This window comes from Hahella sp. HNIBRBA332 (assembly GCF_030719035.1).
Taxonomy (GTDB): domain Bacteria; phylum Pseudomonadota; class Gammaproteobacteria; order Pseudomonadales; family Oleiphilaceae; genus Hahella.
This window is the reverse complement of the sequence record NZ_CP132203.1, coordinates 1,467,613-1,491,389: the sequence shown is the minus strand read 5'-3', so window position 1 is coordinate 1,491,389 and position 23,777 is coordinate 1,467,613. Positions and strand designations below refer to the sequence as shown.

Genomic DNA, 23,777 nt, shown 5'->3' with positions numbered 1-23,777 from the left:
AAAGAAACCGGAGCAAAATAATATAAGCCCCCCTAAAGATTGAGCCCAAACTTCACCATTTCCATGAAGAATGAGAATTGGGAGCAATGCAGCGCCAAACCAAAGAAGAACTACTAGCTGTACTCCATCCGTAACTTCGAAAATCTTTCTCATATACTTAACGCTTGGCTTTGCGGCGTGACGAAGCGCAGCGTAGACACGTCCGACAACAGCCACTTGTTAGGCTTTTATGCTGACAAACCACGAATCAACGGCTCCCTATATTCTTGATCTTTTTCATTCCAAAATACAAAGCCATTTTTTAAGTCGAGATTGAAAAAGGATTCATAGTAGTTTTCTTCCAAATCTTCGTCCTGATCTTTACCAAAAATCTTGATCTTTATGGACTCAGAAGCCATATCAATCTCACCTTGATGCAGAGCAATCGCCGTAAATGTTTCCTCGTTAGTCATTTGAGCTGAGGCCTCATCGAGGCCATAAAGACGAGCAAGAACTTTTAACAGGGAGTCGCTTTCTAGGCCTGTACGGAAAAACCTTACGCCTTTTTTATATACATGGTCTTGAATAAGTGACATCTCAGTGTTCTGGTCAAATCCCACCGGACACTTTCTTTAGAGAGTTTTCATAATTAACCGGCGACATATCATTGTTCGCCGTATGTAGTCTTTCGAGGTTGTAATATCTCATGTAAGCTGCCACATCCTGTTCCATGTGCTCCCGGGTAGGCTGAGGGATTTTTAATATCCAGTCATGCTTAAGGCTGCCAAAAAAGCGCTCAACCACCGCATTGTCCCAACAGGCTCCCACATCACCCATACTCGCCCTGATTTCATACTTTTCCAGCAGCTTTCGATAATGTCCGCTGGTGTACTGTGAACCACGGTCACTATGGAATACCACGCCCTTGGCCGGCTTCCGCAAGTTGTACGCCTTGATCAGCGCCTGACTGACCAGACTCGTCGTCATGCGCTTGTCGATGCGCCAGCCGACAATCCTCCGGGAATATAAATCCATGACAATGGCCAGATACATCCAGCCTTCTCCTGTTTTTAGATAGGTCACATCGCCAGCCCAAACCTGATTGGGCGCAGTAGGATTAAAATTCTGATTCAACAAGTTATCTGCAACCGCATGATGATGCTTGCGCCTTGTCGTGGCCTTGTAAGCAACGCGTTGAGTGACCTGAAGACCCAACCTCTTCATGAGCTTGCGAACCCGATAACGCCCTATCTGAAAGCCTTCTTCGCGTAGCTTCTTCATCATCTCTCGACTGCCCAGACTGCTTCGAGAAGCGTTAAACAGTCGCTTCATTCGCCGATGCAGATGAAGTTCATCAAACCGGATCACCGGCGCGCGGCGCCGACGCCAGGCATAGTAGGCTGATCGACTTGCACGCAGAGCCCGGCAAAGCACTTTCACTGGGAAGCGACTCGACTCTGCTTGAATGAAGGCGAACTTTATTTCATTTCTTTCGCGAAGAAGGCCGAAGCCTTTTTTAGGATTTCCTTTTCCATGCGTAGTTCTTTGTTTTCTTTGCGAAGCCGTTTTAACTCGGCGCGCTCGTCTTCAGCCAGAACCTGGTTTTCAAGCTGAGCTTCAATTTTTTCCTTCCACTTGTAGAGCATATTGGCGCTAATGCCGAGGGATTTAGCCGCTTCTGGGACGGAATAACCTTGATCGCGCACCAGGGAAACGGCCTCTTCTTTAAACTCTTTTGGATACTGCTTATACGACCTTTTCTGACTCATGCTGACACCTTAATCGTTGACGGGTATTGTCTCTTATTAATGTGTCCGGGACTATTAGACCACTACACAGAATCAAAACCGCCTTTAATACCTTTCACAACCTCAACCCTGAATCCCAAATCAACTCCACTATAAGAAGCACGAAGATTAAATTTATATGAATCCTCTCTCTCATCGAGGTCAACGATTTTTAATACGCAGTCAACAAACCCTTCTTCGCTAAATTGATCAAGAATTGGCAAACCGTTTTCGTTAACTCTTAATTCCATTCTTGCTCCTTCTTGAGCCTAACGCAAAGCTAAACGGCAGGCGAAGCAGCGCGTAGACTATCTGGTGGAGGCCGTGCTTTTTGCGGCCGGAACGAATTTTAGCGCTTTGTTAGGCATGCTAGTTACTGCGGTGAAAATCATACCATTTACCTGTGTTTTTACCCTTTTTAAACGATACATCCATATCGTGAGGCACGTCTGCTAGCTCTCCGATTTCTGGAAATAACCGACATGCTTCTTCCAACGTTTTTTGAACCATATCAGATCGTTCATGCTCTTTCGCACACATGAAGTTCCATACACACTGTTCTTCTGGTAGATGATGTACCCAATGTAATTCAGCACCATCCATCAAATGGCAACAAATTAATACTCGTTCATCAGCGTTTTCTTTTATTGGGAAGTCATTCATATTGTTGCCTAACGCTTTGCACAGCCGCGGCGCGGCTGGCGAAAATTTTGGAACAAAATTTGTGACAGCTAGCGACATCTGCAGCTGCAACTGGTTATGTGGAATTCAAACGGATTGAATTTCACATATTTCTTCAAAACAAGAAGAACAGACTACCTTAAAGTGAGAATCGTTTTCATCATTCCAACCATTATCTGCTTCATAAGTTTTATCACATTCATCACACCAAGCCATCAAGTCTCCAGGCTCTCTAGAGTTAATATCGTACTCTGCTTGAATCCAACCTACTTGCTTGGTGCGGCCTTCTTGCGCTAAATGAGAACACAAAATTGCAGGCTGCGTTTTGCCATGAAGATTACAATTGATAATGAACTCCTTAGCTTAAACTCGCTATTCCACATAACGCTCCGTTAACCCGAGCCTAACCGAGAGCGTAGTGTAGCCCATAGAATGTGCGCAGCACATGGGCGAAACGAAGCGTAGGTTGGGCTTCGGATTGAACGGCTTGTTATATTATTTTTTAGACCGCTTATATTTTTCCAATATTCGACCACAGAAAACCATGGGTAACAAGTAACTAACGCCCAGCTTAAATGAGTCTGGCACATAAAACTCAAGTGTTGTACCACCTATGAACGTCAAGATAAAAGTTATTGCACAAGTACCACCAATGAACTTCAAAGATAGGGCTAAACGGTCTGTTACTAACAGCTCAGAATCGCTACCCTTCCCACCCCAAATCAGAAAGGAAAGCAGTATTAACCAATATGGAAGAAGCATCAAAGTAAGGTGAAAATCCATCTCAAATCATTCTCAAGAAAATATAACGCCAAGTGTTGGGGTGGCGCGCTTTTATGCGCCGTCCCAGCCGAAGGCGACAACCCCACGCCTAGTTATGAATTTTTGCTTTCATACTCGTTACTACCAAAATGAGCAACAAATCGATTTCGAATTTCTCGGAACCATTTATTCTCATACTCTGGATTAAGCCCTTCACTAGAAATAACATCCCTCGCAAATTCGTCCGCCCTCCAAACTCCAAGAGATGCGATGCGATCTTGCTCTATAGGCGGTAAACAGAACCCCAAGTCTACGCACAACTTTCCTAATAAATTTTTGATTTCTTTATCCAATTCGATTACCTATAACGCCAGCAACAGCCGAGAGCGTAGCGAATCGGCTGCTTGCGTTTGTTAAGTGTCGTTGTTTGTGTATACATTTTTCTCATACCAAGATTCCGAATGAACTTCATCAGATGCAGATTCGATTGCCTTTTGTACAACTGACATAGGTATCTGCACCACGTAATCGTTCACTACAATTTCAAACCAAAGCGACTCATCCTCATCATCGGCGGTAACAGTAATCAGGTCATAGGAAACCCCTTCGATTTCGGAATTAATAAGTAGCTTCTTTCCATCATCCACTGTTCCTAACCACAAGATCTCTGTTTTTGGTCTAATAATTTTCATCGTTACGCCTGACACTTAACTTAACGCCTCGAACAGGTGGCGCGCAAGCGCGTCCCGGCCCGAAGGGCCCTTGCTGGTTTGACTTGTTAGGTGTATTCATGGCCACTCACTCTCAGGACCTCTAAATATCTTCACGAGATTCAAAAATTCATCCAGTGAAACTTCATTAGTAAAAATATACTCACCAGCGGGTATACCTTCTACTTGAATATCGTAACTGCTCTTTAGGTCACCACCCAATGTAGAGATAGCAAACGTAGCTTTGACATCGGAAATCGCGAATCCAACTCCGTGTCTCTCTTCTTTGGAAGATCCAAAGTAATGAATTTCTCCAAACTCTTTCCTTACAGCATCAATCAATTTTTGTATCTGTTGGCTATGCATACTGATTAACGCCGCCAACAGCGGCCGAGCGTAGCGAGGTCCAGCGCACGTAGTGCGCGATGCTGCTTGGCTTTGTTAACTGTTTTGTATTTGCTGATTGTAGAATTCACAGCGATCCTCTAATCCCATAGACTTCGCAGCCTCTTTGAGCTTTGCCCAAATCTCTTTTGGTGGCTTACTCGTTGCCTCAAGTGCAGCTTCTTCTAGCATGTCCAGAGCTAGTTCTAGCTCGTTGTGATCAAGGTATTCATCGTACTCGGCGATATATTTGCCAACACCCTGACATTCACAAAGAACTACGCGAGCCTCGCTTAACAAGGCGATAGTAATCTTCCACTTCTTCTCTAATTTTTCTCTGAAGCTCATATGACAGTTAACGCCCGGCACTGGCTGTCAGACTGATGCCGCTTGTTAGGTTTTGATACAGTCGCTTTCATATACCTTTAACTTCCATTTTTTGCGAAGCCGAATTTACTTTTATTTTTGCCAAAGGGTAAAGAGACTCAGCACCTGCATGGGTTAACACTTTCTCTATTTCTCGCCCTTTTCTTGCTGCAACCTGGTCAATTACACACAGGAAATATTCATAGTAGCCATCTTCATTCTCCGAGGAGATCCAGTTTATAACCCTCAGAGGATCAACAGTATCCGAATATTCAGCCCAGTAATCTTTATAAGACAAAAGGTCATCAACTATAGATTTTTTGAAAGACTCTCTATCCATATTTGTCCTTTTGAGCTTTTTGTTAAGTCTAAATTACACGAAACCGATAACTTCTCATTTCCAAATTGCGCATTTAAAAGACTAACAATCCCTAAATGACTTATAAGGCAATCTTATTCCGCACCATGGGCAAAATGAAATAAACAAGTTTCCAATACGCCATTGGCCACCATCAGAAGTAGCAAACTCATCAAATTTAACGATACTATTCATGCATTGCTCATTTTCCTCTACAGCCACATACATCCCGCTACAACAATAATGTGCCATCGCGAATGGCCTTGCAGTGTACTTTCTTGGTACTTCGTTGTTTAACCAGCGCTCACAACTGGAACAGCCATAGATATGCGACTGGCTCTTAACAGGCTCAGTATCGGCATTTCCATAAAAACTGGCTCCAGTATTTAAACGTACTCTGAAGTAGTCTACTAAGAAAAATAGATTTTCTTGATGCTCCAATATAAAGCTTCGCGCAGAAAAACAACTTTGAGTTCGCTCTTCTGTAATTAAATGGAAATTTTTCTTACCCATATATATGTAATAGTCACCTTATTGACATAACGCCTCAATAAAAGGCCGGAACACAGCGACGAAGCCGCGGAGTGTAGGTCCAGCCCCGAAGGGGTGATATTCATTGACTTGTTAATTTTTTTGCTCGCCTATGCGCTTTCCTTGAACTGCACTCATAATACCGCCAACAATCATAATTGCACCAAGGCCGATTAGAAGCCAAGATGAAGATCGGCCAAAATTGTATAGGCCGAAGCCCAGGAAGAATACACCACCAACACCGTTTAGGATTACGGAAGGACCCCATTGCTTACCCAGATTCTTATAAACTTTCTTGCCACGCTCAACCATGTAATTGAGGGCGGCAAGATTCTGCACACGCCACAGACCCGCCTACTAGCGCCGAACACTCGGGACATACTCCCTTGTGGCAGCTTTTGCACAATCCGATTGCATCTATATCTTGGTGTTTATAACACTTCATCTCGATACCTGGAGAAATTTAACGTCCAAAGCAGCGGCGCGCGTTGGCGCGTCCAGCCCGCAGGGCGATGCTGCCTTTGTTTGTTAAATGCATTTACTTGCCCGCCTCAAAATCATCGACTATGGCGTTAAGAAAGTTACGAAGGCATTCAGTTGAGCAAAAAAACGCATCATTAGTATTTTCAAAAATTGTTATACCTTGACCAGTTTTTGTTACACCATGATCAAGTAGTGAAAAGCTTGTAATCACGTCGGCTGGCGCGTATGAATTGGTTCCTGGAATTTTTTCCATAGCACTTTGCGAAATAACTACAAAGTTGCCTTCATTCGAATTGCCACAATAACCGCATTTCCCAGTGGGAGGATAGAAGCCACCAGTCTTGTGAGTAGGAAGCGGATATGTAAACTTCATGCAATCTCTCTTAGCATTTAACGCCGCGCTCAGCCGCCGGAGGTCGGTTGCAGCGCCTTGCTATACGCCTTTTTGATACTTTTCATTTTCCAATCTGTAGCGTTCACGATGTTTAACGCAAACTGCCTCTAGCCAATCAAATTGATCTTGAATGTTATCAAATGAATCATCACGAATAAATTTTACATCGTTAAATCTCGACTTCCCTTCTAATTCACTCGTTGGTGTTTCTAAAACTTGATTTAGCAAAATATCATATTGGTTTTGGCTTATCGTAAATGGATTCCAAGATGCCCCCGGACTCATTCCTCCATCACCTCCACCGCTAGAAAATGTTTGATTAGCAATATGTAAAGGTGGAAATACGCCACAGGCCCCAAAATAAGGAATGTCATAGACTAAGGTCAGAAGATCTCCATTCACATTTTCAGGTGGATGATAGAATTCATGCCTAGTGTAATTGATAGACGTCATATCTTTGAGTAATGGTGCATCCATTTTAGAATCACTACATCCTGCGATGATCATTAATAGTACGATGGTGAATTTTTTCATAGCGTATAACGCCGTGGTTTGGGGCTGACATGGAGCGCCAGCGGAATGGCAGTCCCAGCCGAAGGCGACAACACCGCCTTGTTATAGGTTGTTACCAAATTATCCACCATGGTTTATTCTGAGCTTCTGTTCACATACCAGGGCGGTAGATTTTTTCACTTTGCCCATCAGCAACGATTATGTCCAATGCTAGTGCGCTATCTAAAACAAATGGGAATACTTCATCAGCTCTAGACCAAACTATTGCCACCATTCCCATTTTGCTTGCGAAATTTTCCATCATGGGGCCATCAGCCCATGGGCTATTTTCCATTTCAGGATCGTCATCAGCGAAGCTGCAAAGACAAGGGTACTTCTTTGTCAAATCTTCGTTGAATTCTTGTAATTTAGAATGGGCGCCAGATTTGTCTTCATAATATTCCTCTCGTAACTGCTCTATAAACGACCATGCATCCTTATTGTTTTCAGGAATGTCCGTAAGAATCAAATCAACAGTAAAGCTCATTCTGATTTACCTATAACGCCCGCATCAGTGGGCAACCTGCGACAACACCAACAACCTGTTTAAAGACACTATGCAATAGCCATTTTTTATGAACAATATAAAAAAATGCTCACATGCATATATCGCCGCACCAAAAATATGGACGATTTGAATATCATCTTAACTTGATCTCATCGTAACTTCTCGCGCCACAATTCTTGCTGCGTCAGAAGATTCCAGGTTACAGACTTCAGACACAGACTTTATTAAATCTAGGGCTGAAAACCCTTCGATCTCACGCATACTGCGAAGAGCATCTCCAAGTTCAACTTCAGAATTTAAAAGCTCTCCCAGTCTATCCGCAGCTTTCTTCCAATCATTTGGATTCTTGAGCATGATCTATTTTAGCCCTAACTGATCCTGCCCACAAAGATTAGACACGTCATTAAGCGACTTTCGATGCTTCATAACTCTCTGGGCTGAGATAGCCATTTGCGCTATGAAGGCGGATTCGATTGTAATCCACTTCGATATACTCAAACACGGCTTCACGCATTTCTTGTCGGGTTGCGTACCGCTCTCCGTGAATCGCTTCCACTTTCAGGGAGTGAAAGAAGCTTTCCACACAGGCATTGTCATAGCAATTGCCTTTGCCGCTCATGCTGCAACGAAGCCCATGCGCCTGAATCAACGTCTGATAGGCTTCTGAGCAATATTGGGAACCTCGATCTGAATGGACGATCACCCCTTTGGGTTGACGTCGACGCCACAACGCCATGCGCAAAGCGTCACAGACCAGCTCCGATTTCATTCGCTCGCTCATCGCCCAGCCTATGACTTTACGGCTGAACAGGTCCAGCACGACGGCTAGATACAGCCAACCTTCTTCCGTCCACAAATAGGGGTGAGTAGGCCGGCGGACTCTCACCGCCAGCCCCTCGCAGAACCGTACATGACACTCTCGCGTCATACGGCTCCCATCATTCGGCCTTTTGCTTGGTTACTCCAGTGCACGAAGGCATGCGGGTAACGTTGTTTCAGTGTATCAAGGTATCGCCATGCTCTGGTTTTGCGCCTTGCGAAGGATTTGAACTTGCGCATTAGCCACCGAACCAGATATCCATCGAAGCCCTTACCAACAGCCTCCAGCTTTGAACGATAGAACCGTCCATAGTATTGCCACCACCCTCTCAGTACAGGGTTAAACATACGTGATAAATCCATCAGCGACTTGTCGTTCTTTAACTGCAAGCGCCAACTACGGATTTTCCGCCGCATGTCTTTCAAGGCTGCTGGACTGACTGCCGGTAAGAAGTTGACGTAAACGCGCCCGTATTTGTCCACTGCTTTTCGAGGACGAAAACTGTAACCCAGAAAGCTGAACTCAATGCTCTCGTGATTGGTCGTACGATTGACATCCTTACAATACACAATGCGCGTTTTCCCCGGATGGATCTGCAAGCCACAGTCAACCAATCGCCGACTGACTTGGGCAAGCACCCATTCAGCTTGACGCTGGCTTTTGCAGTGGATCACACCATCATCCGCATAGCGACACAATCGCACGCTTCGACAGCGCTCTTTGATCCAACGATCCAGTGCGTAGTGCAGAAACAGGTTGGCTAGCACCGGACTGATCACACCCCCTTGAGGGGTACCCCGATCGCGTTGCTGTTCTTGCCCATCTGGACCTACCATCGGCGCTTTTAACCAGCGCTCAATGTAGAGCGCCACCCAAGGTATCTGACAGTGGCGTCTCACCGCACGCATCAGCAGGTCATGGTCGATATTATCGAACAACCCTTTGATATCAAACTCAATCACCCAATCATACTCCCAGCATCGCCGCCGCACCGTCGTCAGCGCATCATGCGCTGAACGATTGGGCCTATAGCCGTAGGAGTTTTCATGGAAGATCGGCTCTACCAGGGGTTCAAAAATCTTCTTCGCCACTGTCTGCGCGATACGATCCGATACCGTCGGGATACCCAGAACACGCTCGCCGCCGCTCTTCTTTGGGATCGCGACACCCCTGACCGCCGGAGGAAAATAGCTCCCCGACGACAGGCGATTCCAGATCCGATAAAGGTTCGGCCCCAAACGCTGCTCAAACTGCTGCAGCGACTGTCCATCGACTCCCGCTACTCCTCGGTTCGCTCTAACATCTTTGAACGCCTCCCAAACTAGAGACTTCTCAATCACAAATGGCTTTGCCTTACTCATCAGTTCATCCTGCTCGCGCAGTTGACCAACAAGCTCGGCTGAATGACGCCGCCCCTTCGCTCCACGGCCATTACAGCCCCTTCAATGCTACTACGAGCGGCTCCGCCCCTTGATGACACATCGGTACTATCGGCCTCGCCTTGTGAGCTTGTGCTTTTCCCTTGGCATTGCCATCGAAGGTTCCCGCAGTTCCATGAGAGAGCCCAAAACAGGATCACGCCGCCTCTCTGCCGGATACCATGCGGCCCATCAACAGGCACTGTCCGCACTGATCCCGGAGCAACATCACTCCCCGGTTTTGGTATCATCTGAGTGGTTTCGACAATTGAACGGCGGTTCACGGTTGTTCGTCTTCCTGTTTCACACCTGACGCCTTATTGGCGCCTTTTCCTTATCGCTCACGACCACGGCTTTTGGCCATCGCCGCATAAGGTGGTTTGTCATCAGCACCTGTATGCCGATGACGAGGGGTCACAATCCCTCATCTCTCCCGCAGCTTGCTGCGGCACACTGATGTCACCCGCCCATTTTTGATTTATCTCCGTTGCATTAAAGTCCTGCTGAAGAAGGTTTTCCGCCACAGGCAGGCTATGCCTGGAGTGAGTGGTGGCCTTAAACTTTCTGGCGGCTTTCGCTCTCAAGCCCAAGCGTTGCATGCTTCTGGCCACCGTTTTACGGTTAGCCTGGACTCCCTGTTGCGCCAAGTCTTTGGTCAGCCGGGGCGCCCCATTACGCTTTTTAGCTTTATCAAAAGCGGCCCCAACTTGGATGTCCAGGGATTGCTGACGCTGTCGTCGCAGAGAAGGGGCTTTCTGTCGATGGAGCCAAACGTAGTAGCCGCTTCTTGAGACCTGAAGCGCTCTCGCCATGCAAGTGACGCGGAAAAGGCTCGTGTGAGAGTGCATAAAGGCGTACCTCACTTCACACTTTTGGCGAAGTACGCCGCCGCTTTTTTTAACACGGCAAGCTCTTCCGCCTGTTCAGCCAACTGACGCTTCAGGCGGGCGTTTTCCTGGGCCAGTTGCTGTTCCGTTTCGCCACGATCCTGCGCCAGTCGGGCTTTACTGCGCCAATTGTAAAGTTGTGACTCGTGCAGACCCAATTGCCTTGCGGCGGCGCTCACGCCGATACGTTGAGCTAGCGTCAGGGCTTCCGCCTTGTACTCGTCGGAATAACGTTGGCGAGATTTGGAATTTGTTGTTTTCTGTTTGGTCATAGTTCACCTCTGTAGCGTAGTGTACTCGCTTAACAGGGTGTCTATCATTGGTGGGTAGGATCATATATCGCGCATGCGCGTTCTTCAATTTCAAGACTTCGAAGATACCCCCTCCAGCTCACTGATTCCAGTGTAAAAACCCCGAAAAGTAAAACCATCTCATTTTCTAAAAACCGTGCGTGCGCATATACACTTTCTTGGGGGCTCGTTATCACAACAAGCCAGATCCCAACTTATTGAATCAAAGCACTTTCCAGAACCAGTTTCCATTGAAGCTGAGAGCCTAACCCCAATTTCACAAACTCGGCATTTACTCAAACTGCGCAGAGGTGGGGAGGAGTGCCCTCCTCAACCACAAAGATACTTACACGAGATCAACCTCTCGTCGCTTTCCTCCTCTGTCCAGTTAACCGCCTCGCGTGCCTCCGCGATGGTGTAGCTACGCAGCACGTCATCATCCTGGCGCATGCCAATGCCGGGTCGGTTTGAGGTGACGATGTAGTCGCCTATCTCAATGTCGCCGCGCTCTGCGCAGACCAGAACCTGACCTTCGCCCAAGGCGTTCATTACCCCCATGTCGTACTTAGTCTCCAACCCATTCAACTCCAATAGTGCCGCAGGTTTCTCGTCATTGCTCATAGCAGTTCGGGAGACAAGCACTCCGGCTTTTCCTTTTTGCATAGGTTCCGATGACAGCCTAACGGTATGCAGAACGTTTGAGACATTCGCTCGTGCGACAACCCGGTCATATATCAGGACTTGGCCTTGTCTTGTTATCTCCGCCTTATCGATAAGGCAATCATGCCCGCCAGTAAAGGGTCCGTAGTTTGATCCGACACCCGAGGCATAGAAGTCATAGGTCGCGCCATGTCCCTGAACACCTCTACCAGTTGTTGAATACCCTCTCACACCAATTGAAGAGGCTCCCCCGCCTTGCGTTGCCCCTTCAACTCCAACTTGATTCACTCCCCAGGTTAATCCCCTAACAGCCGTTCTTTCTCTTGATGAAAATTCGCCTCCTGTCCCCTTAATTGAAGCCGCGGATAGGCCGTTATTACTGTATGAGGTTGCCAGAACACCTATTGCAGAGTATCCAGCATCGATACCTCCAAAATTTCCTATGTATCGATCACTGTCTCTTTGACTAATCCCTATCGTTGCAAGCTTGGCAATTTGGCCATCGCCACGATCTCCATAGAACTCTAACTCATTAGAAGCCGAGGACAAGATCATCCGCTTGCCGCTGCTGGCGGTCTGCATAGTGGAGCCCGTCACCGTGGCGCCGGTGATACTGGTTCCGTTGATAGCGCCGCCATTAATGGTGGTTCCCGTGATGTGCGTTCCTTGGATCGTGCCGCCGCTAATAGTCGGCGCGCTCAGACTGACGCTCGCCGCGACGCTGGTGGCCAACACATCCCCACGCACGGACAGCACGGAGCCATTCCAGCTTAGGCAGTTATTCGCCGCGCCAGCGTTCAGGGCGAAGTGGCCGTTTCGGTCCATGTAGGTGGTGAATCGGCTGCCATTATGAAAGCCAAGGTAGTCCGCCGTCAGGTTGAGACCGGGCGTAGCGCTATCGGAAAACCGTTGCGGAATGCCCGACACCTGCCCCCAGTCCGCGCCTTTGGTGGCGCCGTCCTGAATGCCTTGCAACTTACCGGCTTCCGCTGCGTTGATCGCTGACAACGAACTGGGGCGATCCTGCAGGGCGGAATAGCCCTTGCTCCCCGCCGCGATGTTGATCTGACCGAACACCTTGAACGCTTTTTCGGACTGATCCCAGATTGCATAAGAGCCGCTTTGCTCGCTGCCAAGCAAAAGGTCGCCGTTTTCCCTGACCTCGAATATGGGCGCATTCGCCGCGCTGGCTTCCAGCACATTGAAATAACCGTCGCGCTTGAGCGGTCCCAGGATCACTTTTGAGCCGCTATATTCGCTAACGACATTGCCGCGCACGATCAGGTTGTCGCCGTCGCTCAGCTCGCCCGCCAGATTAAACGGCTGCGTCTTGAAGCTGAACTCAGGCGTCAGTTCGCCATCGCCGAACTCATCCGCGCCCAGCAACCGGAAATAGTAGGTGGTGTCCGGCTGCAAGCCTTCATGGATAACCGGGTTGGTGTAGCCGTCATACACCAGGTTATCCGGGCTGGGCGTAAAGCCTTTCACCGTTGACCGGTAGACCTTGATGGATTTGAAATCCGGGTCAGTGATGTCGGTCAGATAAGTGCGCGCCGTGCTGATCCCCGCCACGGTATTGTTGACGGTGACCTTGGGCGCCGGGTTGGACACGCTGATAACAGCCGCTTGCCCGGTCTGGTTCTGTTTCCCCCAAGGGCGCACGCTTAAGCCAATCTCTCGGCTGTTGCCGTCCTCCAGGTTCATCTCGCTGGTGTAGGTGTAACTCCTGCCGGGTATGTACTCCCGGCGCACCTGCAGGCCTTTGTGGTAAACCGTTATCTCATAGAAAGCGAAGTGCGGGGGCTCTTGGTAGCCAGAGCCATAGTAGATATAAAAGTGCGCATCTCTTCCCAGATAGTGATTGGCTTCCTGTCCACGGTCCACCAACATCACTTTGGGCGTCACCAGGGGCAAGGCCTCGCGTATGTCAGGCGAGCCGATCTCAATGCGTGACACTGCGGCTGACGTGGCGGCGTAGTTAGCGGAGCGTTTGCCCGACTTGCTCACACCGAAGGCGCGGAAGTAATACTTCTTGCCATCGCTCACCAGTTGCAGCGTCAGCTCCGGCGCCGCCGATCCCAAATCCGTCCAGCCTGCGCCGTCCGCCGGGCGATACTGGAAAAAGGCGTGGCTATAGTTGGGATCGTCCGGCGGGACCGCGCTCAATTCCAGGGTGGAGATATTGCCGTCCGGCGTGCGCGGCGTGTTCACTGACTCCGTGACAGTGATTCGCAGCGGCTTATTGGCCACCTCTTCCATAACAACGGGCGGTTGATAGCCGGACAGGATCTGCACGCGATGCCAGGACTCCGCCATATTGGGCGCTTGCCCGGTCGCCTTGGTCAGAAAACCGCGTACGGCGTTCTCGCGTTCAGGACCAAGATAGTTTCCCACGTAGGCGGAGGCGACCGCTTTAGTAATACCTTCAAAGGACGGATCCCAGCTTGCGCCCACGGTATCATTTTGATGCTTGCGGCCCTGGATAAAGTAGACGCCGTCTTGCACCGGGCTCAGGCCATAGCGCGCCGCGCTGTTGCCCACCGTGACGTTGGGCGGGTTGTACTTGCCGTCAACGAGGTAATACACCGCTCCAGGCGCGCCGCCTGCGCCGCTGCCGGATTTGAGATAGGCTTTTGGGTCCATGTTCCCGCCGATCTGACGCGGGCTGCCCAGTTCGCCATCCACGCCGCTGGTGTCCACCCGTCCATTGGCGCCCAGGACGATCCCTCGCGCCACCACCAGCAATCCGGCGCCGCCTGCGCCACCGCGTCCGCCGGGTGTTTCGCCGGTATTGCCGCCGTAGCGGTTGATGGCTGCGCCGCCGCCATGGCCGCCGTTGCCGCGAATATCAGACGGCAAGCCCTGCAGTTGACCTTGCGCATTTACGGTCAGGTTAAGGTAAGCGACGTTATCCCGAGCGGCGCGGGCGTTGATCCCGCCTCGGTTGTTGGCGGACTCAAAGCGGCGGCGGTCTCCCGTCCCCAGGCCGAAGACAATCCCGTCCCCCGCCACCGTGGAGCCGATACCGGTTAGCGCCACAGACTGTCCGCCAGCGACTCCCTCGATGCCTCGGCCTTTGCCGTCCACCATTCCATTAATCTGTAGAAAGCCTTTGACCCGCAGTTGCACGTTGCCGGACAGAACCACCGTCACACCCGCGTCCACGGTTAAATCCCGGTCGCAGTAGTAAACGGACTGATGCAGGTCCACCCCGCCAGTCAGGCTAATGTCGCCAACGATGCGCACCTGCGTATCGGTGACCAGCACTTTGCCCGGGAAGCTGGCGGCGTTGATCGCCACGCCGGCGGAGCTGTACCACGCGTCAGGCAGCGCCGCGCCATTCTGATCCGGCGGCAAGGCGCCCGCCGGTTGCGAGGAGCCCAGCAAGGCAAGCTTAACCCGCCCCGTCACCCAGTCCGTGGTGATCTGCTGGATTTCGAAGTTACGATCCAGGCGTCCGTCCGCCATCGATCCGGTGTAATCCTGCACATGCTCCAGGTTAACGCGGACAATGTCGCCCACTTCCAGATCGTGGTTGTCCATATCGGCCACGACATCGAGGAGCAAAGGCGGACCGGCGTAGGCGTCGCGCAAAGCGTCGAACTGATGCTTGATGGCGGAATAGGCATGTCTGGAGCTATGCAGGGTTTTAAACTTCAGTTCTTTCAGGTCTGACGCGCCGTGGGTAGCGATGGAATCCGGGTCCACCAATACGTTGGCGCGGCGGTATTCCTTCTTATCCGGGTCATAATGCCAGTGGATAGCGATCTGATTGATGATCGCGCCCATGTCGTGGCGTAGCGCGTCCACCTTTAACAGGTTGCTGGCGTTCAGTTCTCTGACGTAAGCGCCGCTGGACATGATCGCCGTGCGGCGACGCAGCCCCATTTCCCCATTGGCGTAGATGGGCGAAAAGGCGCCCATCATCAACAGCAGTTGCTCTTCGATGAACTTCTTGCCGTCGATCTTGGTTTGTCCGCGCACCACCGCCGGCAAGCCCTTATCCGCGTCGGTCACATCCCAAAGGTCTGAACCAATATTGATAAAGTCCGACGTGCGCACATATTGCGGATCAACGCCCAGGTGCCAGTGATCGGGGTAGCGCTTGCCGGGATAGCCGTAGATATAGCCGGTCAGCAATCCATACAGCAGCATGGGCGCGGGCTGCTCGATGTAGACGTATTCTTCCACCTGCGGCGCGTTGTCGGCGTTGGTGTCCTCGGATTTGTTGACGGTTGCGACCAGATGCTTGGTTCCCAGCGCGCCCCACTCGCAGCCCCAGAAGGCCGTAGCGGTGGTGTATTTGTAACGCACGATGCAGCCGTTGGGCATTTTGAGATAACCGACGGTCTGGTTAGGCGCATCGGTAATGCCACTGCCACGCGGCTGGTAGACGGGCGCAAACCCTTCCGTGGAATACACTTGTATCACATCGTGATTGCCCACAGCAGACACCGCCAAGCCGACTTTTTTAACGTCGAAAATATCCTTACGCAGTGTGCGTTGCACATCGGCGCAACTAAAAGAATAAACCCCGTCCAGGAACTCGGCGTCCTCGATGATCTGCGTGGCCACCAGCACAAAGTCCTGCCACTGCAAACCACGCTCGCCGACCAAGACGCGCACGCGTTTGCCGCGTAGGCCCTTGCCATCATCCAGCTTGGCTTTTTGCAGCGCGCTCAGATTGTGGTCCAGCGCCTCAAATTCCAGGCTGCCGATAGACGCCAAACCTTTATCAGGCTGGATTTTTTGCGATGTGCCGGACAAGGTGCGGGCGTTCAGCACGCCATCATAGACCACACCAGACAGACCGGAAACGGGACCGCTGGTCAGATGCACCACATCCTCGTTGGATCGGTCGAACGACAGCTCGACGACATAGACGGGCGACACGCTCTCGCCGCTCCAGGCGGAGGCGAATTCGCTATTATTTGCTCTCATCGAAAAGATGCCTGCTTACAAAATATAGAGATGGAATAAAGAGAGGGAAAATGAAGAGGGGCGCCTTGGACAGGGCATCCAAGGCAGCATCCAGAGAATTAAACTATGAGTGGCTCAGGCGACAATCAACGACTGGAAACGCTACCGTTTAGCCATGCCAGTCAAGCGAGTCTTGTTTTAGTTTCGCTTTAGTTGCGCCAGCCAACTTTAGAATCGCGACCAGAAAAGGACCAACATACAGATTACTTTCTACGAATATTTCATATCCATTCCTTTTCTTGGTAACGCTGCCATTTCCAAGCGCATCGCTGTAGCTATAGAAATCATCCAGCCAAAGCCGAAAGTCCTTATCCAACTCATCAAAATTTAGTTCGTAATCCGCGAACTTTTTTATGGCGGGAAAGTCATCAAGCCATTCCAAGTTCTTATGGCCATAATGAGGAGCCCTGATCAGATCAATGATCTTCGGGTTAAACTCGCCCAACATTTCCTCAATTTCTGAATTATCCCCGTTAAATCTCCAATCGAGTATCCTGGTAAGCACCTCTGCAACTGCAGGGTTGTCATGCTCAAAATAAATCACATTTGATACTCCGCCCATTACTTCTACTCCCAAATATTTAAAACAAAGTTCCGCATAACAGCGTAGATAAGTGACAAATATAGACGCCACACATTGACACTGCCAGATTACACCCCCCTTACATCAAGCACAGCTTAAATGTATACCGGACATAGTCCGTCGTGCCGTAGCGCTCCTCCTTCCAGGTAATCGGGTCCAGCATAGCGGGTTGTAGCGGGCTCGCTCTGTCGCCATGCAGGTTAACCATAAAGCTTTCGCCACCGCTAACGGACCCCAGAAACTCCCGCATTTCCGCCAGTTCTTCCGCTTTGTTCATATACACCGTAGCGATGTCATAAGTCTGATCGATACGGTGGAGCAAGGTTTTCGATTTACCACTGAGCGCCGTGGTCGTCTGCGCTTCAATCTGCGGATCGAAATCACAGCGCGTCAGCTTTACATCGATCCAGTAATTACCGCCCGCGACATGGCCGGGCGCGATAAAGCGTCTCGCGACATACTCGATATACATTACAGTCCTCTTAGTTGTTGGCCGTTGCGGCTGTTCGCTTCCACAATAACGATGTCTTTCTTGCTGACAATGTCCCGCAGGTGCGGCGCGATGGCGTCGGCGATCAGGTAGGGGTCGCCATTCACGGGGCCGTTAAACTGAAAAATGATCTGCGCGCCCTCGCCTTTGCCGCTGGCGGGCCCGCTGGGGATCGTGGGTTGTGGCGGCTGGTAGGTGTTGGGCGGCGCTCCTCCTCCGCCGGCGCTGACGGTTCCGCCTCCGCCAAACTTCTGCGACTTCAGTTTTTGAATTTGCACGGCCGTAGCAACTACAGACGTGGCGGCGAACGCCGCGCCCACAATCGGGCCACCAATTTGCGCGCCTTTGTTATAGGAATGCACCGCCGCTTCATAGCCAGAGACTAAGGCGTTGGCGATGGCCGCCTTTTTGCCGATCTCGAACAGCTTCTTGGATTTGGTATCCATGAGCGTTGAGAGGTTGCCCAGCATGCCGGTCATGACTGACACCCGCTCCTGATGCTCCGCCTCCGCCAGGGCTTTACGCTTGCCCTTCTCTCTTTCCTCTATGGCTGTGAGCGTGGCTTGATGCTGCGCGGACAGTTCGCCCAACAGCTCCATATGCTGCGTTTGGGTTAACAGGCTTTCGTCCAACGCCTCCTGCAGCATGTCCCGTCGGCGTTCGTACGACTCCCGCTCCGCCTCCTCTTCGGTCAGCAGGGATTCACGGATGCTTTCGACGTTGCCGCGTATTTCGTTCTGACGCTGCAATGCGGCGTTGGCTTCCTCCTGGGCCGCCTTCACGCGTTGCAGGTTGTCCGCCACGGTGGCGGTCACGCCTTGGTAGTCCTGCAGGGTGACGACGCTCTCGCCCAGCGTCACCTTGAACTTTTCCGTCTCCCTGTTCGCCCCCTCCATCTCCGCGAAAATGTCGCCCGTGGCGCCGCGTAGGTTCTCCTGCATGGCGTAAAGCTCAGCGTCCACTTTCGCCACATCATCGGAGAGCTTGCCCAGGTAGTAGGTTCCAACCCGGATAAACTCGATCACGCTGGCGCTGACCTCCAGCGCGCCGGCGGCGAGCAGCCGCACCGCCTGCCCGCCCAGCTTGGCCGCCTCGGGGAGCACATCCCCCATGAAGTGGGCGACTTGCTCGATGGTCGGCCCCAACGCCACGGCCATGTTGTTGGTCATGCCCGTCAGCGCCGCGTTCATTTTGATTATGGCGGCATTGGCGGCGGTGGCCTGGGTCGCAAAGCTTGTGCTGATGGTATTGCCGATGCGGTCGGACTCTTCGCCCATGGCCCGAATAGCGGCGCTGCCGCCTTCCATCGTCTGTAATAGTGCAACACCTTCGGAGTCCAACAGTTTCATGGCGAGGCGGACCCGGTCCGACTTCGCCGGCACTTCCGCCAGAGCATCCGCCAGCACTTCAAATTGCTGTTCTGGTCGCAGTTGCTGGAGCTTCTGCGCGGACAGTCCCAGCGCTTTGATCGCGCCGATGGCTTCACCGCTGCCGGCGGCCGCCTCGGCGATGCGTCGCGTCATGCGCTGCAGGCCGGTTTCCAGCGTGCCGGCGGATACGCCCGACAATTCCGCTGCGTAGGCGAGACGGCTCAACCCTTCCACGCTCACGCCCAGGCGCACGCTTAAGTCGCCCAGGTGATTGGCCGCGTCCAGACTGCCTTTGATGACCCCGCCAAACACGCCCGCCGTGGCGATAGTGGTCAGCACAGAAAACATCTTGCCGGCATTGTTGGCCGCTGACGCCGTGCGCTCCAGATGGGTGTTGACGCTTTTTAGCCCGTCCTCGATCTTGGCCGTCGCAAGGCGCAGATCGATAGACAACGCGCCAATCATTTCTTGGCTCATTTGCCAACCTGTAGGAATTATGAAATAGAAGGGTTAGGCGTCGCGCCAGGCGTCGCCGAACAAGAGGTTTTTAAGTGCGTCCGACCGCTCTGCGCTGCTCTGGCGCTCACGTTCGAATTGCTCGGCGTAGGCGTCCAGGGATTCGTAAGCCATCCACTCAGCCAGCTCGGCGGAGTCGATCTCCTGCAGCAGGGCCTTAACCGTCTTGCCCAACTTGGCGGCGAGGTAGAAGTAAAACCGGCGCTCGGGCCGGCTTAGGAGTTTTTTGCGGCGTCCTCCACTTCGCCTTGGGTCAGGCGATTGAGTCGGGCGGCGACATGATAAACGCGATCCAGGGCGGCGCAGGATTTCGCGCCCAGGGCTTTAACGTCGCTCTCGCTGAATAAGCGCTCGCCGTTGTCATCCACCAGACAGACCGCCACCAGCTTGGCGCGGATGTTGGTCAGATCCCGTTGCGCCGTTCCATCCGCGGCCAAGCGAATCAGGGAGCCCTCGTAATCATCGCGGGCGGCTCCGCTCATCAGGGCGACTCGCACGGTCCCGCCCCACTCCGGCACGTCTACGTCTACGCATTCGATATCTTGCGCCGACAGGATCTGGGCTTTGTTTAAATAACTCATAAAGGTTCCTCGTTTAGGGTTTCGCGAAAGAAGGTTTACCGGTGATGCGTAGCGCGGCGGAGCCTTCCAGCATGCCGCTGATCCCGCCGGAAAGGCTGGTTGCGTTTTTGACGTAAGCCTTGAATGTGGCGGTGGTTAAATCTGGAAAAGTAATCTTGACGGTCTTCAGCGCCCCGGATAACTCAGCGGCGCGGACTTCGTTCTGGCCGGGATCGCCATAGTTAATGAACCAGTCCAGGCTAAAGCTCCCCCAGTCGCGCTTGCCGAGAAAGAACTCGGACGCCTCGCTGCTTAAGTCCGTGTTGTCGATTTCGGGACGTTCGCCGTCAAAGCCAGAGAAGGATTTAACTCCGGTCACCTCAATGTCGGGCGCGCCAGCGGTCGTACCGTCGATTTCAATTTTGGTTCCGTCGGCGGGCATTTTCGCCATGGTCAGTCCTCGTAAAATGTGAATGAATAATCCAGCATCAGCCGGTGGAGCTGGGCCGCGTCGTCGTACTCGTAAGTTTTGCCGTTGCGCACGGCGATTAAGTCTTGGCCGCGTGGGGCCAATGCAGCCGTCGCAGCCTTTGCTAACTGGTCCGCCTGCTTGAGCGTCGGCGCCCAGGCGTCGATCTGCGCCCGTTCGCGGCGACTGTTATCCTCTCCCCCCAGGTCGTTGACGGGATCGTCGCCGACATACAGCAGAGATAGCGCCGGCGTTGCTGCGTGGGGCGGTAGAAAGCGTCCGTGAATCGCCGACGGCGGAATCAGCGCCCTAACCTGATCCGCCTTACGCAGTCGCTTCAGCAATCGCGGGATAATCATCGGCGCGCCCTCGCTTGAATGATGGAATGCCACATGCGTTTGCCGGCGGCTTTGACCGCCGCATCCTTGGCGCGCAGAAAAGCCGGGCGCAGGAAAGGACGCGGGGCAATGCCGGGATGGTTAACGCCAGACACTACCTGCGAACCGATGCGCAGACGCTTTTTGTTTTTGCGTTTGTTTCTTCCGCGCCCGGTAGTCGGGTTGGGGATGGCGTGCGGAGCCGCGCCAAACTCAATAAAGCGGGCGTAGTAGGCTTTGGGATGCACGCCCACGCGACCGGTGTAGCCGCGACCACTGCGATCCCTGCGAAGCTTGTAGCGGATGTGCTTACGCAGGTGGCCGCTTTTAACTGGCGCGCCTTGGCGGATCTCTTTCCTAAACGTTTTGGCCGCCTCGGCCAGCCCGTCACGCGCCGCCTTGTTGGCCGCCTGTTTGCCGAGTTGCTGTAAGGCTTGGTGCAGCTCGCGCAAACCGCTGATCTTAACGCCGCTACTCATGATGAGCCCCCTGTATCCGCGCACATCAGCACCCACTCTTTGTTTTCCTCGCGGGTGTTGATAGCGGAATGGATGTCGTAGACGCGCCCCTGATAGATCGCCCGGTGATCCTGGGACGTGAGCCCAGCCAGCGCCGGTTCCCAGCGCAGCACAATGCGGGTGGTCAGCTCGGCGCGGGGGCCGCTGGCGGCCAGGAACTCCCGACCGGACAGCGGCTCCACGCCCGCCCAACGCGTAGCGACATCTCGCCAGCCTTGCACGGTTTCGCCGTATTCATCCTGAGTCGTGTCATTAACCTGAATCGTCACCCTCCGCCGTAACCGTCCCGCTCTCATAGCCGCCGAATCCGCAGCAGGTCCAGCAGCGCTTTGGAGCACAGCGGCACCTGTGAGACCGTCGCCGCCGTCTGGTCCTCCCGTTGTTCGTACAGGGTAGCGATGATCATTTTTATGGCGTGTTTGGCCAGCTCGGGAATGCTCTCGCCCTCCTCCAGGGAAAGCCCGGAATATTCCTCCGCCAGATTGCGCGCTACGGCGATCAGGGTTTCGATGTAGGCGTCTTCTTCCTCGTGTTCAACCCGTAGATGCTGCTTGGCTTCCTCTAAGGTGATGGGGGCCATTACGCCCCCTTACTCAATGTCAGCACCTTGATTGCGTTGGAGTCTACTAGCATGCCGCCCACCCGCTTGGTGGTGTAGAAGTGAACGAAGGGTTTGTGCGTGTAGGGATCGCGCAGCATGCGTGCGCCGATGCGGTCCACAATCGAATACCCGCGCATGAAGTCGCCGAACAAGATGGCGTTAGCATCCGCCGCCACTTCCGGCATGTCCTCGTTTTCCTCGATGCCGTAGCCCAACAGCAACGAAGGCTGACCCGCCTCGATGCCGGGACGCCACATGTAGTTACCGTCCGCGTCCTTGAACTTGCGCACCTTCTCCACCGTGGTTCCGGTCATCATCCAGCTGGCGTTGCGGCGAAACGCTTTCTTGAGACGGTAGATCACGCTTAGCAGGTTATCCGCGGTGAAGTCGCCCGCCTTGCCGCTGATCACTCGTTGCAGCTTGCCGAACTCGCGGGAGGCGTCCGGGGCGGTGTCCATGGCGTAAGCCAGGATGCCTTTCGGTTTGCCCACGCCATCGCCATTTAGAAAGGCGTCGGCTTCACGGTCGACGAACTCTTGCGCCACCTCGTCGGCGATCCACTGCTCGACGTTGAAATACACATCGTCCAGCGCCTTTTGGGTCGTGGCCGGGTTGGCGTAGATCTCCCCCATGAAGGCTTCAATCTGCGCCAGCTTGGGTGTGTTGGTTTCCGGGCGGGCGTCGGTCTCGCCCACCCAGCCGGAACCGGCGCCGCCCAGATTAACGAGACGCTTGTAGCCATCCGTGGACACCTGGATATTTCGGCACAGCGCCCGCATGGGAGACAGCTCGCGCTCTAATTCCAAAATCTGACGGTCCAGCTCTTCCGGCACGCCAAAGCCGCCGTCCTGATTCGCGCCCAGGTTGACGGCCTTGGCTTCAATGCCGGCGGCGTTGTTCTTGCGCATCCACTGGTCGATAAAGTGTTTGCGGTATTCCGCATCCCCTTCCACCGTTCCGGGGCGGTTCTGCTTTTTATAAAGGCCGTCCAGCTCCTTTTTCAGGGCCTCCAGTTCGCTAAGCTGGGCGTTGAGCTTGTCGGTTTTTTCGGTGAGCTTGATTACCTCTGCGCGGGTGGCCTCCATAGAGGAGTCATTGGCTGATTTAAATTCCGTGAAGCGGCTAGACAGTTCTTCCGCTACGTCTTGGATGTCTTTTAATTCGACTGGCATCAGGGTTAGTTCCTTGTGGTGAATATATGTTTTAGGGATGAAATAGCGGCCAGGGCTTGTGCGTGCTCGGCGTTTCGTTGGCGGTGTTTGACTTGCGCAATGCGCGCCTCGTCATTGGCGGGAAAGGTCACCAGGGACACTTCCCACAAGTCGATTTCTTTGATTAAGAACGCCTCTTTGGCGCTGTCGTATTCCACGCCATGACTGGGGACGGAATACCCGATAGAGAGGCCGGAAATAGAGCCGGCTTTTAGGTGCCCGTAAGCGCGCCTGGCTAACGGGTCATCGTCAACCAGCAGACGCCCGGACAGCTTGAGGCCGTGCTCGTCTTCCTCCATGGCGGTATAGACGCCAATGGGTTCGTCCATGCGGTGCTGCCATAACAGCGCCGGCAGGCGGCCTTGTTGTTTCCAGCGATCCAAAGAGGCGTTAAACGCGCCCTTGACGACAATGTCGCTGTACGAGTCTTTAACCCCGAATACGGAGCCGTACCCCTCGAACTCACCGGTGTCGGACAGGGACTTGATCTTTAATGGGATATCCAGTTTTTGCTTGGTGTGCATGCGTGCCT

Annotated in this window: 30 protein-coding genes and 1 pseudogene; all 31 read right to left on the bottom strand. The window is 52.6% G+C overall.

Translation table 11 applies throughout. The features are described 5' to 3' along the window. Nucleotides 1-227: 227 nt before the first annotated feature. Nucleotides 228-599: a hypothetical protein gene (locus tag O5O45_RS07040; RefSeq protein ID WP_305904520.1), complete on the bottom strand. Its 372-nt coding sequence runs from the start codon at nucleotides 597-599 to the stop codon at nucleotides 228-230. Then, nucleotides 589-1,748 (bottom strand): IS3 family transposase gene (locus O5O45_RS07035; RefSeq protein ID WP_305904519.1). Its coding sequence is split into 2 segments (ribosomal slippage): nucleotides 589-1,484 and nucleotides 1,484-1,748, totalling 1,161 coding nucleotides; the frame shifts between segments, so codons are not numbered across the junction. The genes O5O45_RS07040 and O5O45_RS07035 overlap by 11 nt, the downstream gene beginning before the upstream one ends. A 62-nt stretch (nucleotides 1,749-1,810) precedes the next feature. After that, nucleotides 1,811-2,017, bottom strand: a complete 207-nt coding sequence (locus tag O5O45_RS07030; RefSeq protein WP_305904518.1) for a hypothetical protein — start codon at nucleotides 2,015-2,017, stop codon at nucleotides 1,811-1,813. Between the two features lie 118 nt (nucleotides 2,018-2,135). Next, nucleotides 2,136-2,429: a hypothetical protein gene (locus O5O45_RS07025; protein ID WP_305904517.1), complete on the bottom strand. Its 294-nt coding sequence runs from the start codon at nucleotides 2,427-2,429 to the stop codon at nucleotides 2,136-2,138. 893 nt (nucleotides 2,430-3,322) lie between these two features. After that, nucleotides 3,323-3,562 (bottom strand): hypothetical protein, encoded by a 240-nt coding sequence (locus O5O45_RS07020; protein WP_305904516.1) that lies wholly within the window; start codon nucleotides 3,560-3,562, stop codon nucleotides 3,323-3,325. Nucleotides 3,563-3,622: 60 nt separating this feature from the next. Further along, nucleotides 3,623-3,901 (bottom strand): hypothetical protein, encoded by a 279-nt coding sequence (locus tag O5O45_RS07015; RefSeq protein ID WP_305904515.1) that lies wholly within the window; start codon nucleotides 3,899-3,901, stop codon nucleotides 3,623-3,625. Between the two features lie 96 nt (nucleotides 3,902-3,997). Continuing rightward, on the bottom strand, nucleotides 3,998-4,285 hold the full coding sequence (locus tag O5O45_RS07010) for a hypothetical protein (RefSeq protein ID WP_305904514.1): 288 nt from the start codon (nucleotides 4,283-4,285) through the stop codon (nucleotides 3,998-4,000). A 75-nt stretch (nucleotides 4,286-4,360) separates the two neighbouring features. After that, the gene (locus O5O45_RS07005; RefSeq protein WP_305904513.1) at nucleotides 4,361-4,651 is read right to left on the bottom strand and encodes a hypothetical protein; all 291 of its coding nucleotides are present in this window, start codon (nucleotides 4,649-4,651) and stop codon (nucleotides 4,361-4,363) included. A 67-nt stretch (nucleotides 4,652-4,718) separates the two neighbouring features. Next, nucleotides 4,719-5,009 (bottom strand): hypothetical protein, encoded by a 291-nt coding sequence (locus O5O45_RS07000; RefSeq protein ID WP_305904512.1) that lies wholly within the window; start codon nucleotides 5,007-5,009, stop codon nucleotides 4,719-4,721. 81 nt (nucleotides 5,010-5,090) lie between these two features. Then, the gene (locus O5O45_RS06995) at nucleotides 5,091-5,540 is read right to left on the bottom strand and encodes a hypothetical protein (protein ID WP_305904511.1); all 450 of its coding nucleotides are present in this window, start codon (nucleotides 5,538-5,540) and stop codon (nucleotides 5,091-5,093) included. Between the two features lie 111 nt (nucleotides 5,541-5,651). Next, nucleotides 5,652-5,897 carry a hypothetical protein gene (locus tag O5O45_RS06990; RefSeq protein WP_305904510.1) on the bottom strand — a complete coding sequence of 82 codons (246 nt, stop codon included), beginning with the start codon at nucleotides 5,895-5,897 and terminating at the stop codon, nucleotides 5,652-5,654. A gap of 199 nt (nucleotides 5,898-6,096) precedes the next feature. After that, complete coding sequence (locus O5O45_RS06985; protein ID WP_305904509.1) at nucleotides 6,097-6,414, bottom strand: hypothetical protein; 318 nt, start codon at nucleotides 6,412-6,414, stop codon at nucleotides 6,097-6,099. 60 nt (nucleotides 6,415-6,474) lie between these two features. Further along, the gene (locus tag O5O45_RS06980; protein WP_305904508.1) at nucleotides 6,475-6,969 is read right to left on the bottom strand and encodes a hypothetical protein; all 495 of its coding nucleotides are present in this window, start codon (nucleotides 6,967-6,969) and stop codon (nucleotides 6,475-6,477) included. A 130-nt stretch (nucleotides 6,970-7,099) separates the two neighbouring features. After that, complete coding sequence (locus tag O5O45_RS06975; RefSeq protein ID WP_305904507.1) at nucleotides 7,100-7,474, bottom strand: hypothetical protein; 375 nt, start codon at nucleotides 7,472-7,474, stop codon at nucleotides 7,100-7,102. Nucleotides 7,475-7,898: 424 nt separating this feature from the next. Beyond that, a pseudogene (locus O5O45_RS06970) lies at nucleotides 7,899-8,354 on the bottom strand (IS3 family transposase); the annotation flags it as partial. 65 nt (nucleotides 8,355-8,419) lie between these two features. Beyond that, nucleotides 8,420-9,676: a group II intron reverse transcriptase/maturase gene (ltrA, locus tag O5O45_RS06965; protein ID WP_305902285.1), complete on the bottom strand. Its 1,257-nt coding sequence runs from the start codon at nucleotides 9,674-9,676 to the stop codon at nucleotides 8,420-8,422. Between the two features lie 443 nt (nucleotides 9,677-10,119). Further along, complete coding sequence (locus O5O45_RS31945) at nucleotides 10,120-10,581, bottom strand: IS3 family transposase (RefSeq protein ID WP_371747975.1); 462 nt, start codon at nucleotides 10,579-10,581, stop codon at nucleotides 10,120-10,122. Between the two features lie 11 nt (nucleotides 10,582-10,592). Further along, complete coding sequence (locus O5O45_RS31940; RefSeq protein WP_371747974.1) at nucleotides 10,593-10,892, bottom strand: transposase; 300 nt, start codon at nucleotides 10,890-10,892, stop codon at nucleotides 10,593-10,595. Nucleotides 10,893-11,240: 348 nt separating this feature from the next. Further along, nucleotides 11,241-16,511, bottom strand: coding sequence for a fibronectin type III domain-containing protein (locus O5O45_RS06955; RefSeq protein WP_305904506.1), 5,271 nt, complete (start codon nucleotides 16,509-16,511; stop codon nucleotides 11,241-11,243). 148 nt (nucleotides 16,512-16,659) lie between these two features. After that, complete coding sequence (locus O5O45_RS06950) at nucleotides 16,660-17,112, bottom strand: hypothetical protein (RefSeq protein ID WP_305904505.1); 453 nt, start codon at nucleotides 17,110-17,112, stop codon at nucleotides 16,660-16,662. 100 nt (nucleotides 17,113-17,212) lie between these two features. Continuing rightward, a complete protein-coding gene (locus O5O45_RS06945) occupies nucleotides 17,213-17,605 on the bottom strand; it encodes a hypothetical protein (protein WP_305904504.1) in 393 nt (130 codons plus the stop codon). Further along, nucleotides 17,605-19,470, bottom strand: coding sequence for a hypothetical protein (locus O5O45_RS06940; RefSeq protein ID WP_305904503.1), 1,866 nt, complete (start codon nucleotides 19,468-19,470; stop codon nucleotides 17,605-17,607). Before O5O45_RS06940 ends, O5O45_RS06945 begins: the two co-directional genes overlap by 1 nt. A 33-nt stretch (nucleotides 19,471-19,503) precedes the next feature. Further along, entirely contained in the window at nucleotides 19,504-19,683 is a 180-nt protein-coding gene (locus O5O45_RS06935; protein WP_305904502.1) for a hypothetical protein, read from the bottom strand. A 41-nt stretch (nucleotides 19,684-19,724) separates the two neighbouring features. Then, nucleotides 19,725-20,090 (bottom strand): hypothetical protein, encoded by a 366-nt coding sequence (locus O5O45_RS06930; protein ID WP_305904501.1) that lies wholly within the window; start codon nucleotides 20,088-20,090, stop codon nucleotides 19,725-19,727. A gap of 13 nt (nucleotides 20,091-20,103) precedes the next feature. Next, nucleotides 20,104-20,520 carry a phage tail protein gene (locus tag O5O45_RS06925; RefSeq protein ID WP_305904500.1) on the bottom strand — a complete coding sequence of 139 codons (417 nt, stop codon included), beginning with the start codon at nucleotides 20,518-20,520 and terminating at the stop codon, nucleotides 20,104-20,106. 2 nt (nucleotides 20,521-20,522) lie between these two features. Further along, nucleotides 20,523-20,897 (bottom strand): DUF3168 domain-containing protein, encoded by a 375-nt coding sequence (locus tag O5O45_RS06920; RefSeq protein ID WP_305904499.1) that lies wholly within the window; start codon nucleotides 20,895-20,897, stop codon nucleotides 20,523-20,525. Then, nucleotides 20,894-21,394, bottom strand: coding sequence for an HK97-gp10 family putative phage morphogenesis protein (locus tag O5O45_RS06915; RefSeq protein ID WP_305904498.1), 501 nt, complete (start codon nucleotides 21,392-21,394; stop codon nucleotides 20,894-20,896). The genes O5O45_RS06920 and O5O45_RS06915 overlap by 4 nt, the downstream gene beginning before the upstream one ends. After that, nucleotides 21,391-21,729 (bottom strand): phage head closure protein, encoded by a 339-nt coding sequence (locus O5O45_RS06910; protein ID WP_305904497.1) that lies wholly within the window; start codon nucleotides 21,727-21,729, stop codon nucleotides 21,391-21,393. Before O5O45_RS06910 ends, O5O45_RS06915 begins: the two co-directional genes overlap by 4 nt. Beyond that, the gene (locus O5O45_RS06905; protein ID WP_305904496.1) at nucleotides 21,726-22,013 is read right to left on the bottom strand and encodes a head-tail connector protein; all 288 of its coding nucleotides are present in this window, start codon (nucleotides 22,011-22,013) and stop codon (nucleotides 21,726-21,728) included. Before O5O45_RS06905 ends, O5O45_RS06910 begins: the two co-directional genes overlap by 4 nt. Then, nucleotides 22,013-23,206: a phage major capsid protein gene (locus O5O45_RS06900; RefSeq protein WP_305904297.1), complete on the bottom strand. Its 1,194-nt coding sequence runs from the start codon at nucleotides 23,204-23,206 to the stop codon at nucleotides 22,013-22,015. The genes O5O45_RS06905 and O5O45_RS06900 overlap by 1 nt, the downstream gene beginning before the upstream one ends. Before the next feature lie 5 nt (nucleotides 23,207-23,211). Next, entirely contained in the window at nucleotides 23,212-23,769 is a 558-nt protein-coding gene (locus tag O5O45_RS06895) for an HK97 family phage prohead protease (protein ID WP_305904296.1), read from the bottom strand. Nucleotides 23,770-23,777: the final 8 nt, after the last annotated feature.